The organism is Mycolicibacter terrae (assembly GCF_010727125.1).
Taxonomy (GTDB): Bacteria; Actinomycetota; Actinomycetes; order Mycobacteriales; family Mycobacteriaceae; genus Mycobacterium; species Mycobacterium terrae.
Genome location: NZ_AP022564.1, coordinates 3,307,051 through 3,320,499, shown reverse-complemented (window position 1 = coordinate 3,320,499; position 13,449 = coordinate 3,307,051). Strand labels below are relative to the sequence as shown.

Below are 13,449 nucleotides of genomic sequence, written 5' to 3'. Positions count from 1 at the left end.
GTGCATTGTTGCAGGGCTGCTGCGTTACCGGTCGGGCAGGCGGACTTCGACCGAATCGAAGATCTGCTGCTTGGCGGCGATGTAGTGCGGGTTCTCGGCGTAGGTGGTCTGGATGGTGACGGTGAGCGCCCAGATCCGGTCTTGGGCGTTCTGCACCGCGACGATCAGGCCGGTCGCGGGCCGGCCCTGCAGGTTGTAGGTGATCGTTCTGCTCGCAAATCCCGACACCGTTCCGGGGACGTCGGTGTCGAGTTCGCCGACGATGTCGGTGACCGCGGCGCCCTCCTTGGCCAGGGCTTGCGACGGAAGTCCGACCTGGCCGGTGAGTTCTTCGCAGGTCACCACCGCGTTGGGCGTAAAGCCGTGCCGGCGCAGCTCCTGGTTGTAGAGCACGCCTCGGATGAGAGTTTCGTCGTTGCCCGGCATGAACTCCCAGCCCGGCGGCTGGCGGAGGGTGATCGTGGGTTCGTCGGGGTCGCGGGGCGCCAATGTGATCGGTTCGGAGCCGGGCTGCTGGTCGGCGGCTTTCACGACTGGTCCTTTCGGTGCGTCAAGAACGAGAGCCAGGCCAGCGTCCGATCGGCCAGCGCTTGCGGATGTAGCCGACGCCGAAGCCCAGGTAGGCGAAGAATGCTCCGCCAACGATCACACCGATCAGGTCGGATACCCCGGGGTTCTTGATCGAGTCGTACAAGCCAAAGGCAAAGAGTGCGGCGCACGCTATCGGTCCGACAAGCCAGTAGAGCCACTTTGACTTCGTGTTCTTGCGGGGGTCAACGGGGATGGCGATGGCAAGCATGACCATCGTGGCAAGAACGGCGATGCGGTCTGAGTTACTGATGGTTATCGATCTCCCTTACCTGTGGGCCAGCTCAGCCGAAGAGGCTCCGCCAAAGACTGTGTGACACATCCGAAATGTCTTCGCCCATCTTCTTCCCGATGTCGCTGCCGATCACGCCGCCGACCACCGCTCCGACGCCGGCGCCGATGACGGTTCCGGGCCCCGGGGCGACCACGGTCCCGAACCAGGCCCCCGCTTCCGCCCCGGTAGTGGCGCCGACCAAGCCACCGCCGATATCACCGACGGTTTTGGGTACGACGTCGACCACGGCTGTACTCAAGGGGACTCCGTTGTCCAGGTCGTTGCTGAACTCGAAGTACCCGTTGGCTCCGGTGACGAGATTTCCGGCGAAACCCAAACGTTTGCCGAATTTCTCGACGTTCTCCAACGCAGTGGTCATCGGGATACCGCCGGGAATGGCGGCACTCGGCGATCCTCCCGGAACGAACCCCGGTAACTTCGCTGGATTGGCGGGTACGTTTGCTCGTTCACCTGCTGCCGCGAGGCCGTCGCCGACGTTGCCCCATTTCCCGCCGACCTGGGCGGGTTGGCGCGGCGGCGCCAATGGGCCCCCGGGACGGGTCATCACCGGAGTCCCGGGCGGTAACCACGGCGGGAAAGCAGCACCGCCCCCGTCGGCGCCCCTACTGACGGGGTCCGTTGGGGCGCCGGTGCGAGGAGACGCTCCCTTGCCCCCGGCCCCGCCGTCGGCCCCTCCAGCCGGCCCGTCCTCGGCGTCGAACTTGCGGATATCAGGGTTGTAGCCGTCCTTGACCCGCAAATTGGTCTGGGCCTGCTGCAGGTTCTTGGAGTAGCCGTCGCGGATGACCGTGGCGTTGTGCAGGGCCGTCGCGGTGTCGTTCTGGGCCAGCTGGCGAGCCTGTGCGATGTCGGCGTCGTGGTTCTGGCCCTGGCTCGCCTGGCTGAGGTAGACCCCGATCTGGGCGTCGAGCACGAGCAGGTTGGCGTTGAGCGCGGTGATGTTGGCCTGCGATGCCGCGCGGGCCTGAGCCAGGTCGGCGGCGATGGTCTCCAGGTCGGCGGCGATCTGGCCGAGTTGTTGATTGGTGGCGTGCAGGCCGTCCTTGACGCGTTGCACTTCGGCGCCGTTGTTGATCGGTTGTTCGCCGTTCTCGCGGTTGTACTGCTGGAAGTGTTGTTGGGCGGTGTGGAAGGTCTGCTCGGCGGCGGTGGCCGAGCCCGCGGCCCGGTGGAACGCCTGGGCGAGGAAGTTGATCTGGGTCGGGCTGCCGGCCTGCAGGCTGTCGTCGAGGGCCCACGGGTCACCGCCGCCGTGGGCGATGAGGTCGGCGATCTGCAGGTGCTGCAGGCTCGGGCGGCTCACTGTCCGGTGCCGCGCCCGGGGATGTCTCGCAGCAGCGTGGCGTTGTGGTCGTCCATGCGGGTGAAGGCCGTGGCGGCGGTGCGCACGTTCTCGGCGATGCCGGTGAGGTTGTGGTGGTGAGCCCGCAGGACGTCGCGGTGGCCGTCTTTGGCACTGCCCAGCGCGGCGTGGAAGGTGTGGGCGGCGTCGAAGTCCCCGAATATGCCGGTGGCCACGCCGGCCAGCCCGAGTCGCTGCGAACCGGTATCGGCGTGTTGCCCGGCGTCATCGGACACGTTGGCTCCGATGCGCAACACCTGCGGGTTGACGTGCATCGCCCGTACCTTTCCGTCTGGTCCGGGCTCAAAGATTACCGACGGATGCGGAGGCGTCAATTCACCTCGACAGCCGTTACACCAGCGGTCGGCCGGTGCGGATGCGCCGGTCCAGATCCCACAGGATCAGGTTGAACGGGAAGGAACGGAGGAACGAAGGCAGCAGATTGTTGACTCCGCGAAGCAGGCCCATCAACCGGTCGAACCGGCGTTGCTTCGCCGCGTCCCACGGCAGCTGCATCTCGTCGCGGAAGCGCTGCGGCAGAAAGCCGGTGGTGATCAACAGGGCGAGCCGTTCGTTCGCCCGCTGCAGCGGTCCGGGCAGGGTCAAGCCGCGCAGCCGGCTGGCCGCGATCGGCCGGAGGTATTCGCGGACCGCATCGTCGATGTGCACTTTGTCCAACTGGTCCTGCCAGTACCGGTCAAAGGCTGCCCGGTCGGTCGGCCACATGTCCTCGGGAACCTGGAGCATGGTGGCCATGGCCTTGCCCTCGTTGTGGTAGTGCCGGTCGGCGTGGTCGTCGTCCATCTCCCCGAGGAAGATGCGGTGGACGTCGACGTTGCCCTTGTACAGGCACGCGCCCACCCACAGCTGCAGATCGCGGTCGAAGGCGTTGTATTTCACCGGGCTATCGCCCGTCGAGCGAACCTGCCGGTGGGCGCTGTTCACCGCCTCACGGAAAGCGGTCTTCTGTTCGTCGGTGCCCTGGGTGGCGACGACCAGGTAGGTGAACGTGGTGCGGGCCCGCTTGATCGGGTGCAGGTCGACGCGCCCGCTTTCGACGCGGCTCTCCAGCACGCCATAGCCCACCTCAGGACGTGCGAGTTGCATGATCACGTTGGCCGGCCCGGCCAACAGCGCCACGCCCATCATCAGGTTGTCGGTGCAGGTGACCTGCGGCAGCAGGGAACGCCGGCGAGGTGCGGGTTGTGCGCTTGTCGAATCGCTCACCGAGCGCTCCACCAGGGGGATCGACTCGCTGACTGTCATAACTGCACCTCGCAAATTGTGAAAACATCGGTTTCCTGATATTGCCGAGTCTCGGGCCCGGTGTCAACATGGTGGGTGTGGGAACCGCCGTGCCGGATCGCCCGTACGGAGGGGTGCAGGCCGCAGACAGGCTGGCTGAGCGGCGAAAACGCCTGCTGACGGCCGGGCTTGATCTGCTCGGTGCCCAGGAGTTGACCGAGCTGACCGTGCAAGGAGTATGTCGCCGTGCCGGGGTGGCGTCGCGCTACTTCTACGAGAGTTTCGCCGACAAGGACGCATTCGTGGCCGCGGTCTTCGACTGGGTGGTCGATGATCTGGCGGCCAGCACCCAGGCCGCCGTGGCCGCGGCGCCCTACGCCGAACAGACACGCGCGGGCATGGCCCACCTCGTGGCGGCCATCGCCGGGGACGGCCGAGTCGGCAGGATGCTCTTCAGCACTCGGCTTACCAGCGCGCTGCTAGTGCGCAAACGGGCGGAATCGAGCGCGCTGTTCGCGATGCTGTCCGGCCGCCACGTCCAGAATGTCCTTCGGGTGCCCGGCAACGACCGGATAAAGGCGGCCGCACATTTCGTGGTCGGCGGGGTGGCCCAGACGATGGGCGCCTGGCTGGGCGGTGAGATACACCTGGATCCCGATCAGCTCGTGGACCAGCTGACCGCACTACTCGGCCAACTCGACGACCCGGAGCTGTACCGGGATCGGTCCTGATCCCGGCCGTCAGCGGCGCGTCTTGCGCGGTTTGCGCTTGATGCCCACCCCGCCCCACAGCGAGAAGCCGCGGACCCGCACCGTCGGTGCGCCCGGGGTGCCCCGGCCCTCGACATGCTGATCGAAGCCACCCATCACCCCGTGGCCCTGGATGTCGACGTTGACTTCCGGCGGCAGCAGGATAGTCTGCCCGCCCATGATGGAGTAGGCGTTGATCTCGACGTCCGTAGCGGTGAAGTCGGCGTAACGCAGGTCGATGACGCCGCCGCCCCACAGTGAGAACGTGGTCAGGCGCTTGGGCACGTTCCACCGTCCGCGCCGCTCGAACGAGCTCAGGATCGCCAGCAGCAGCGTGGAGGGTGCGGGTTTGCAGTCGCCACCGCGGTGTGGGCACACCGAGGAACCCGGAAGGTCGGCGCGCAGTCCGTCGAGCTCGTCGTAGGTCTGCGCCGCGTAGGCCTTGGCCAGCCGGTCCTCGTACTCGCTCATCGGCAGTTGGCCCTGCGCAGCGGCATCGCCGAGCAGCTGCGCCAACTGGATCCGGTCGGTGTCCGCGGCACGCGACGGCATGCCGTTGGTGTCGTGGCTTCGCCGGGTTGAGTTTCTCATCGGCTACAGAGCCTACGACGAACCCATCAGGACGCAAGTACGGTTCACCAAAGTGGCTAAACGGCCCAGTTGGGGGGACGCTTTTGCAAGAAAGCCACCATCCCTTCACGGGCCTCCTCGGAAACGAACATCCGTGCCGAGGCCACGCTGAGCCGCTCCGCGTCGCGGTCGAACCCGTCCAGCACAGCAGCGGTCGTCAATGCCTTAGAGGCCGCCAGCCCTTGCGGGGATCCGAGCCGCAGATCGCGCACCAGACCGGCGACGGTGGTCTCGACGTCGTCGGCCTTGTCCACGGCCAGGGTGATCAGCCCGATCGCCGCGGCTTCGGCTGCGCCGAACTTCTCGCCGGTCAGGTAGTAGCGGGCGGCTGCCCGGGGGGAAAGTTTGGGCAGCAGCGTCAGCGAGATGATCGACGGCGCCACTCCGATCCGGGCCTCGGTCAGCGCGAAGGTGCTGGCCGGTCCGGCGACCGCGATATCGCAGGCGCCGACCATTCCCATCCCGCCGGCCCGCACGTGGCCGTCGACCGCGGCGATCACCGGCCGCGGGCACTCGACGATCGCCCGCAGCAACGCCGCCATTTCGCGGGCCCGGTCGGCGGCCAGGTCGCCCGGATCGCCGCTGGACGCCTCGCTCAAGTCCGCGCCGGCACAGAACGTGTTGCCGGTGTGGCCGAGCACCACCACCCGCACGTTCGGGTCGGCCGCCGCGTCGCGCAGCCCGGCGTGCAGCTGGGCGACCAGCTTCGACGACAGTGCGTTGCGGTTGTGCGGTGAGTCCAGGGTCAGCCGGGCCGAACCGTCGCCGGTGTCCTCCGGCCCAACGTAGGAGACCAGGGTGTCCATCAGTACGACCGTGGCAGGCCCAGCGAGGTCTGCGCGACGAAGTTGAGAATCATCTCCCGGCTCACCGGCGCGATCCGCGCCAGCCGGGACGCGGTGACCGCTGCGGCGATGCCGTACTCCTTGGTCAGGCCATTGCCGCCGAGGGACTGCACCGCCTGGTCGACCGCCCGCGTCGATGCCTCGCCGGCGGCGTACTTGGCCATGTTGGCGGCCTCGGCAGCGCCGAAGTCGTCGCCGGCGTCATAGAGTGTCGCGGCCTTCTGCATCATCAGCTTGGCCAACTGGATCTCGATGTGGTTCGCAGCCAGCGGGTGCGACAGGCCCTGGTGTGCGCCGATCGGGGTCTTCCACACCTGGCGGGTGGTGACGTAGTCGACGGCCTTGCCGATCGCGAAGCGGCCCATGCCCACCGCGCTTGCCGCGCCCATGATGCGCTCGGGGTTCAGGCCCGCGAACAGCTGCGCGATCGCGGCGTCCTCGGAGCCCACCAGCGCGTCGGCGGGCAACCGGACGTCGTCGAGGAACACCTGGAACTGGCGCTCGGGGCTGACCAGCTCCATCTCGATCGGCGTCCAGCTCAGTCCGGGGGTGTCGGTGGGCACCACGAACAGCGCGGGCCGCAGGTTGCCGGTCTTGGCGTCTTCGCTGCGGCCCACCACCAGCACGGCCTGCGCCTGGTCGACGCCGGAGATGAAGGTCTTCTGGCCCTTGAGGATCCAGTCGGACCCATCGCGGCGCGCGGTGGTGGTGATCTTGTGGGAGTTCGATCCGGCGTCGGGCTCGGTGATGGCGAACGCCATGGTCAGCGAGCCGTCGGCGATACCGGGGATCCACCGCTTCTTCTGCTCGTCGGTGCCGAACTTGGAGATGATGGTGCCGTTGATGGCCGGTGAGACCACCATCATCAGCAGCGCGCAGCCGTTCGCCGACATCTCCTCCATGACCAGCGACAGCTCATACATGCCGGCGCCCCCGCCGCCGTACTCCTCGGGCAGGTTGACGCCGATGAAGCCGAGCTTGCCCGCCTCGCTCCACAATTCGTCGGTGTGCTCGCCGGCGCGGGCCTTCTCCAGGTAGTAGTCCTGGCCGTAGTTCTTGGCCATCGCCGCGACCGCCTCGCGCAGCGCTCGGCGTTCGTCGCTTTCGATGAAGCTGGTGTCGCTCGTGGAATCGGTCACAGTGGATCTCCTTCTGCTTCGGACGCTGTTTCGGGTTGTTCGACACGGGCCAGTACGGCGCCGACCTCTACCTGGTCGCCCGGCTTGACGTCGAGTTGAGTGAGCACACCGTCGGACGGTGCGCTGATGGTGTGTTCCATCTTCATGGCTTCCAGCCAGATCAGTGGCTGGCCGGCGCTCACCCGATCGCCGACGGCTGCACCCAGCCGGATCACGTTGCCCGGCATGGGCGCCAGCAGCGATCCCTGCGCGACCGCGGACTCCGGATCGGGGAATCGCGGCAACGCCACCAGGTGGACACCACCGGCGGGGGAGTCGATGTAGATATCCGAGCCGTACCGGGCGACGGTGAACGTGCGGGCGACGCCGGCTGGATCGGCCAGCACCACTTCGTCCGGAGTCGACGAAATCAAGGTGACCTCGCCGACGTTGAGAATCAATCCCGTTCGGGTGAAACGATATTCGATTCGATGCTCGGTGCCGCCGTCGTCGAGATAGGCCTTGGACTGGAAGCCCGAGGCCAGGTTGCGCCAACCGCCGGGAATGGAGCTGAGCACCTGCGCGGTCGCCCGATTATGTGCGGCGTCGGCCAGCGCGGCCGCGATCGCACTGGTCTGCACCGTTGCGGCGTCGGCCAGCGGCGTCGACAGTTCCGCCAGACCGTGGGTGTCGAAGAACGCCGTGTCGGTGGCCCCGTCCAGGAAGGCGGGGTGGCGCAGCACATTGACCAGCAGGTCACGGTTGGTGCGTAAGCCGTGCACCCGGGCTCGTGCCAACGCACTTGCCAGCACCGCCGCCGCCTGAGTGCGGGTGGGCGCATAGCTGATCACCTTGGCCAGCATGGGGTCGTAATGGATCGACACCGTCGAGCCGTCTTCGATGCCGGAGTCCAGCCGGACCCCGGTGTGCTGACACAGTGTGTGGAACCGCGCGGTCACCCCGGGAATGCCGATGGCGTGCACCGGCCCGGCCTGCGGCTGCCAGCCGCGAGCCGGGTCCTCGGCGTAGAGTCGCACCTCGATCGAATGTCCCTGCGCTGCCGGCGGTTCGGTATCGAGGCGGGCTCCGTCGGCCACCGCAATCTGCAGTTCGACCAGGTCGACACCGGTGGTCTCCTCGGTGACCGGGTGCTCGACCTGCAGCCGGGTGTTCATCTCCAGGAAGTAGAACTCGCCGCGGGAGTCGGCCAGGAACTCCACGGTGCCCGCGCCGGTGTAGCCGATCGCGCCGGCGGCCAGCCGGGCGGCCTCGAACAGCTTGTCCCGCATCCCGGGGGTGCGTTCCACCAACGGTGACGGCGCCTCTTCGATGACCTTCTGGTGGCGGCGCTGAATCGAGCATTCCCGCTCGCCGACCGCCCACACCGTGCCGTGCGCATCGGCCATCACCTGCACCTCGATGTGGTGGCCGGTCGGCAGGTAGCGCTCGCAGAACACCGTCGGGTCGCCGAACGCCGAAGCGGCCTCGCGCTGGGCGGCCTCGACTTCGCCTGCCAGGGCGGACAATTCGCTGACCACCCGCATGCCACGGCCACCGCCGCCCGCGGAGGCCTTCACCAGCACCGGCAGCTGTGCGGCGGTGACGGTTGCCGGGTCGAGTTCTTCGAGGACCGGCACGCCCGCGGCGGCCATCATCTTCTTGGCCTCGATCTTGGAGCCCATCGAGGTCACCGCGGCCACCGGCGGTCCGATCCAGGTCAGACCGGCGGCCTGCACGGCCGCGGCGAAGTCGGCGTTCTCGGAGAGAAACCCGTAGCCGGGATGGATGGCGTCGGCGCCGGCGGCCTGCGCCGCGGCGATGATCGCCTCGGCGGACAGGTAGCTGGTGGTCTCCGGCAGGCGCACCTTCGCGTCGGCTTCGGCGACGTGCGGCATGCCCGCATCGGGGTCGGTGTAGACCGCGACCGTACCCAGACCCAGTCGACGGCAGGTGGCGAAGACCCGTCGGGCGATCTCACCGCGATTGGCCACCAGAACAGTGCTGATCATGAGAGTCCTCACATCCGGAAGACGCCGAAGTTCGACGTCCCCTCGATCGGGCCACTGGCGATGGCGGACAAACACATTCCCAATACGGTGCGGGTGTCGCGCGGGTCGATCACCCCGTCGTCATAGAGCATCCCCGACAGCACGAGCGGCAGCGACTCGGCTTCGATCTGCCCTTCGACCATGGCGCGCATGGCGGCATCGGCCTCCTCGTCGACCTGCTGCCCGCGGGCCTCGGTGGCCGCCCGGTTCACGATCGAGAGCACGCCGGCGAGCTGTGCTCCGCCCATCACCGAGGACTTGGCCGACGGCCAGGCGAACAGAAAACGGGGATCGTAGGCGCGGCCACACATGCCGTAGTGCCCGGCGCCATAGGAGGCGCCGAGCAGCAGCGAGATGTGCGGCACCGTCGAGTTGGATACGGCGTTGATCATCATCGAGCCGTGCTTGATCATGCCGCCCTCTTCGTAGTCCTTGCCCACCATGTAGCCGGTAGTGTTGTGCAGGAACAACAGTGGCGTGTCGGAGCGGTTGGCCAACTGGATGAACTGGGTGGCCTTCTGGGACTCTTCACTGAACAGCACACCGCGCGCATTGGCCAGGATTCCGATCGGATATCCGTGTAACCGTGCCCAGCCGGTCACCAACGATGACCCGTAGAGCGGCTTGAACTCATCGAAGTCGGAACCATCGACGATCCGGGCGATCACCTCGCGCGGGTCGAACGGGATGCGCAGGTCTGCGGGCACGATGCCGATCAGCTCTTCGGAGTCGAACAGCGGCTCGGTCACCGACTTTGGCTTCGGGCCCTTTTTTACCCAGTTCAGCCGGGCCACGATCCGCCGACCGATCCGCACCGCGTCGAGTTCGTCGTTGGCGAGGTAATCACCCAGGCCTGAAGTGCGCGAGTGCATCTCAGCACCACCGAGCGATTCGTCATCGGACTCCTCACCGGTGGCCATCTTCACCAGCGGCGGCCCGGCCAGGAACACCTTGGACCGTTCCTTGATCATCACCACGTGATCGGACATGCCGGGCACGTAGGCCCCGCCGGCGGTGGAGTTGCCGAACACCAGCGCGATGGTCGGGATGCCGGCGGCCGACAGTCGAGTCAGGTCGCGGAACATCTGACCGCCTGGGATGAAGACTTCCTTCTGGGTGGGCAGGTCCGCTCCGCCGGATTCCACCAGGGAGATCACCGGAAGCCGGTTCTCCAAAGCGATCTTGTTGGCCCGCAGGATCTTTCGGAGCGTCCAAGGGTTGGACGTGCCGCCCTTGACCGTCGGGTCGTTGGCGACGATCATGCACTCCACGCCTTCGACCGCGCCGATCCCGGTGACCAGGCTGGCCCCGACCTGGAAGGCGCTGCCCCAGGCGGCCAGCGGGCACAGCTCCAGGAACGGTGAGTCGGCGTCGATGAGAGCTTCGATGCGCTCTCGGGCGGTGAGCTTGCCGCGGGAATGGTGGCGCTCTACGTACTTGGGTCCGCCGCCGGCGAGTGCCTTGGCGTGCTCGGCATCGATCTCGGCGAGTTTGTCGTTCAGCGCCTCCGCCGCTTCGGTGTAGGCGGGGGAGGTGGGGTCCAGGGTGGACTTCAGGGTCGTCACGCTTGGTATCCCAGGGTCTTGGCGGCCAGTGAGGTCAGGATCTCGGTGGTTCCACCGCCGATGCCGATGATGCGCATGTCCCGATACTGACGCTCCACCTCGGATTCGGCCATATAACCCATGCCGCCGAACAGCTGCACCGCCTGGTTGGCCACCCACTCACCGGCCTCCACCGCGGTGTTCTTCGCGAAACACACCTCCGGGATGAGGAAGGCCTCGCCGGCCAGCTGCCGCTCGACGACGTGGCGGGTGTAGACCCGGGCCACATCGATGCGGCGGGCCATCTCGGCCAGCGTGTTCTGCACCGCCTGCCGCGAGATCAGTGGCCGGCCGAACGTCTCGCGGTCCCGGCACCACGTCAGGGTCAGGTCCAGGCAGCGCTGCGCACTGGCATACGCCTGCGCGGCCAGCCCGACCCGCTCGGAGACGAACGCCGCGGCGATCTGGGCGAAGCCGGTGTTCTCGACACCGACCAGGTTGGTCACCGGCACCCGAGCGTCGACGTAGGACAGTTCGGCGGTGTCCGAGGATCGCCAGCCCATCTTGTCCAGCTTGCGACTCACCTCAAACCCCGGCGTGCCCTTCTCGACCACCAGCAGCGACACCCCGGCCGCTCCCGGCCCGCCGGTGCGCACCGCGGTGACGACATAGTCGGCGCGCACCGCGGAGGTGATGAAGGTCTTGGAGCCGTTGACCACGTAGTGGTCGCCGTCCAGGCGCGCCGTGGTGCGCAGGTGCCCGACGTCCGAGCCGCCACCGGGCTCGGTGATGGCCAGCGAACCGATCTTCTCGCCGGCCAGCGTGGGGCGGACGAACTCGTCGATCAGCCGCGCGTCGCCCGAGGCGATCATGTGGGGCACCGCGATACCGCAGGTGAACAGGGAGGCGAACACCCCGCCCGGCGCCCCGGCCTGATGCATCTCCTCGCAGACGATCACCGCGTCGGCGCCGTCGCCGCCACTGCCGCCGACCTCCTCGGGGAAACCCGCCCCCAGCAGGCCGATTTCGGCGGCCTTGCGGTGTAGTTCGCGCGGCAGCTCGCCGGAGTGTTCCCACTCGTCGACGTGCGGCAGAATTTCGCGCTCGACGAACCCGCGCACGGTCTTGCGTAGCGCTTGGCGCTCGGTGGTGGTCCAGATACTCACAGTTCCCCTTCTGACAGCAGCTGCTCGGGTATCTCGAGATGACGGCTGCGCAGCCATTCGCCCAGCCCCTTGGCCTGCGGGTCGAATCGGGCCTGGTAGGCCACGCCCTGCCCGAGGATGCCCTCGATGACGAAGTTCACCGCGCGCAGCTTCGGCAACAGGTGACGGGTGACCGGCAACTCGGCGGTCTCGGGCAGCAGTTCGCGTAGCTTGTCCGTGGTCAACGTGTGGGCCAGCCAGCGCCATTGCTCAGCGGTGCGCACCCAGACCCCGACGTTGGCCGAGCCGCCCTTGTCGCCGCTACGGGCGCCGGCGATCGCCCCCAGTGGGGCCCGACGGTTCGGGCCGGCCGGCAACGGCTCGGGCAGCTCCGGCTCGGCGGCCGCAGCGAGTTCCAGGGTCTGGGCGGCAGGCGGAATGTCCACCCGGGTCCCGTCGGCGTGAACCGCGACGTGCGGCACCTGCGTGGCATCGACGTAGCCGGGGGTGAACACCCCGTAGACCTGGCCGTCGCCGGGCGGGGCGGTGACGCAGAACCCGGGATAGCTGGCCAGCGCGAGCTCGATCCCGGCCGCGGAGAACTTGCGGCCCACGTTGGCCGGGTCCGGGTCGCGCACCACGCAGTGCAGCAGGGCACTGGCGGTCTCTTCGGTGTCGGCGTCGGGGTGGTCGGTGCGGGCCAGCGTCCACTGGAGCTCGGCCGGGCGGACCGTCATCGCCGCCTCGAGCTGGGTGCGCAGCAGTTCGGCCTTGGCCTCGATGTCCAGGCCGGTCAGCACGAATGTGGTGGAGTTGCGGAACCCCCCGATGCTGTTCAGCGACACCTTGCACGTGGGTGGCGGGGGTTCGCCGGTAACGCGTGAGATCCGCACCCGGTCCGGGCCGTCGGGCGACAACTCGATGCTGTCCATCCGGGCGGTGACGTCGGGGTTGGCGTAGCGGGCCCCGGTGACTTCGTAGAGCAACTGCGCGCTGACGGTGTCGACGCTGACCAGCCCGCCGGTGCCGGGATGCTTGGTGATCACCGATGATCCGTCGGCGTGGATCTCGGCGATCGGGAAGCCGGGGTGCAGCAGCTGCTCGGTGGGAATCTCGGTGAAGAACGCGTAGTTGCCGCCGCTGGCCTGGGTGCCGCACTCGATGACGTGGCCGGCCACCACCGCCCCGGCGAGCCGGTCGTAGTCGGTGCGCTCCCAGCCGAAGTGGGCGGCGGCGGGCCCGACGATCACCGAGGCGTCGGTGACCCGGCCGGTGATCACGACGTCCGCCCCGCCGCTCAGGCATTCGGCGATGCCCCAGGCGCCCAGGTAGGCGTTCGCCGTCAGCGGCGACCCCAGACCCAGCTCGGCCGCCCGGGGGAGCAGGTCGTCGCCCTCGACGTGGGCCACCCGGGCCGGAACGCCGAGCCGGTCAGCCAGCTCCCGCACCGCGTCGGCCAGGCCGGCCGGATTGAGTCCGCCGGCGTTGGCGACGATGCGGACACCCTTGTCGTGGGCGAGCCCCAGGCACTGTTCGAGCTGGGTGAGGAAGGTCTTGGCGTAGCCGCGCTCCGGATGCTTCATCCGGTCGCGTCCCAGGATCAGCATGGTCAGTTCGGCCAGGTAGTCGCCGGTGAGGTAGTCCAGGTCACCGCCGGTCAGCATCTCGTGCATCGCGGCATGCCGGTCGCCGTAGAAGCCCGAGCAGTTGCCGATTCGAACCGCTGCTGTCATCCGCAATCCCATCACTCAACCAACCGGTAGGTTAGCCGGTACCGTCGGTGCCACGTCAAGGTGGGCGACGGCCGAGCAGAGCATTCGGCCCAGGCGCCGGTCCCGGCTTCGCCTCTCCTTCGTCGAGCCTCGCTGAACCGGCGGGTTGATAATTTTGGAGCCGACGC

The 13,449-nt window shown here is 67.9% G+C and carries 13 protein-coding genes; 1 reads left to right on the top strand and 12 read right to left on the bottom strand.

Annotation, left to right across the window (positions count from 1 at the left end; translation table 11 throughout):
- Positions 1–24: 24 nt before the first annotated feature.
- The 5 genes from G6N23_RS15725 to G6N23_RS15705 all read right to left on the bottom strand — a co-directional run bounded on the left by G6N23_RS15725 (position 25) and on the right by G6N23_RS15705 (position 3,491).
- Positions 25–531 (bottom strand): LpqN/LpqT family lipoprotein, encoded by a 507-nt coding sequence (locus G6N23_RS15725; RefSeq protein ID WP_157997510.1) that lies wholly within the window; start codon positions 529–531, stop codon positions 25–27.
- A 19-nt stretch (positions 532–550) separates the two neighbouring features.
- Complete coding sequence (locus G6N23_RS15720) at positions 551–799, bottom strand: hypothetical protein (RefSeq protein ID WP_157997511.1); 249 nt, start codon at positions 797–799, stop codon at positions 551–553.
- A gap of 73 nt (positions 800–872) precedes the next feature.
- Entirely contained in the window at positions 873–2,186 is a 1,314-nt protein-coding gene (locus G6N23_RS22095) for a putative alpha/beta hydrolase (RefSeq protein WP_085262579.1), read from the bottom strand.
- Positions 2,183–2,500, bottom strand: a complete 318-nt coding sequence (locus G6N23_RS15710) for a DUF2563 family protein (protein WP_085262578.1) — start codon at positions 2,498–2,500, stop codon at positions 2,183–2,185. The genes G6N23_RS22095 and G6N23_RS15710 overlap by 4 nt, the downstream gene beginning before the upstream one ends.
- Before the next feature lie 76 nt (positions 2,501–2,576).
- The gene (locus G6N23_RS15705; RefSeq protein ID WP_085262577.1) at positions 2,577–3,491 is read right to left on the bottom strand and encodes an oxygenase MpaB family protein; all 915 of its coding nucleotides are present in this window, start codon (positions 3,489–3,491) and stop codon (positions 2,577–2,579) included.
- A gap of 68 nt (positions 3,492–3,559) precedes the next feature.
- On the opposite strand from G6N23_RS15705, the gene G6N23_RS15700 reads away from it, so the two are divergent.
- On the top strand, positions 3,560–4,201 hold the full coding sequence (locus G6N23_RS15700; RefSeq protein WP_085262576.1) for a TetR/AcrR family transcriptional regulator: 642 nt from the start codon (positions 3,560–3,562) through the stop codon (positions 4,199–4,201).
- 9 nt (positions 4,202–4,210) lie between these two features.
- On the opposite strand, the gene G6N23_RS15695 is transcribed toward G6N23_RS15700, so the two are convergent.
- The 7 genes from G6N23_RS15695 to G6N23_RS15665 all read right to left on the bottom strand — a co-directional run bounded on the left by G6N23_RS15695 (position 4,211) and on the right by G6N23_RS15665 (position 13,282).
- Positions 4,211–4,810 carry a DUF1707 SHOCT-like domain-containing protein gene (locus G6N23_RS15695; RefSeq protein ID WP_085262575.1) on the bottom strand — a complete coding sequence of 200 codons (600 nt, stop codon included), beginning with the start codon at positions 4,808–4,810 and terminating at the stop codon, positions 4,211–4,213.
- Positions 4,811–4,866: 56 nt separating this feature from the next.
- Complete coding sequence (locus G6N23_RS15690; RefSeq protein ID WP_085262574.1) at positions 4,867–5,655, bottom strand: enoyl-CoA hydratase family protein; 789 nt, start codon at positions 5,653–5,655, stop codon at positions 4,867–4,869.
- Positions 5,655–6,758 carry an acyl-CoA dehydrogenase family protein gene (locus tag G6N23_RS15685; RefSeq protein ID WP_234808726.1) on the bottom strand — a complete coding sequence of 368 codons (1,104 nt, stop codon included), beginning with the start codon at positions 6,756–6,758 and terminating at the stop codon, positions 5,655–5,657. Before G6N23_RS15685 ends, G6N23_RS15690 begins: the two co-directional genes overlap by 1 nt.
- Before the next feature lie 71 nt (positions 6,759–6,829).
- Positions 6,830–8,821, bottom strand: coding sequence for an acetyl/propionyl/methylcrotonyl-CoA carboxylase subunit alpha (locus tag G6N23_RS15680; RefSeq protein ID WP_085262572.1), 1,992 nt, complete (start codon positions 8,819–8,821; stop codon positions 6,830–6,832).
- Positions 8,822–8,829: 8 nt separating this feature from the next.
- Positions 8,830–10,425 (bottom strand): acyl-CoA carboxylase subunit beta, encoded by a 1,596-nt coding sequence (locus tag G6N23_RS15675; RefSeq protein ID WP_085262571.1) that lies wholly within the window; start codon positions 10,423–10,425, stop codon positions 8,830–8,832.
- A complete protein-coding gene (locus tag G6N23_RS15670) occupies positions 10,422–11,570 on the bottom strand; it encodes an acyl-CoA dehydrogenase family protein (RefSeq protein WP_085262570.1) in 1,149 nt (382 codons plus the stop codon). Before G6N23_RS15670 ends, G6N23_RS15675 begins: the two co-directional genes overlap by 4 nt.
- On the bottom strand, positions 11,567–13,282 hold the full coding sequence (locus G6N23_RS15665; protein ID WP_095174144.1) for an acyclic terpene utilization AtuA family protein: 1,716 nt from the start codon (positions 13,280–13,282) through the stop codon (positions 11,567–11,569). The genes G6N23_RS15670 and G6N23_RS15665 overlap by 4 nt, the downstream gene beginning before the upstream one ends.
- Between the last annotated feature and the right edge of the window lie 167 nt (positions 13,283–13,449).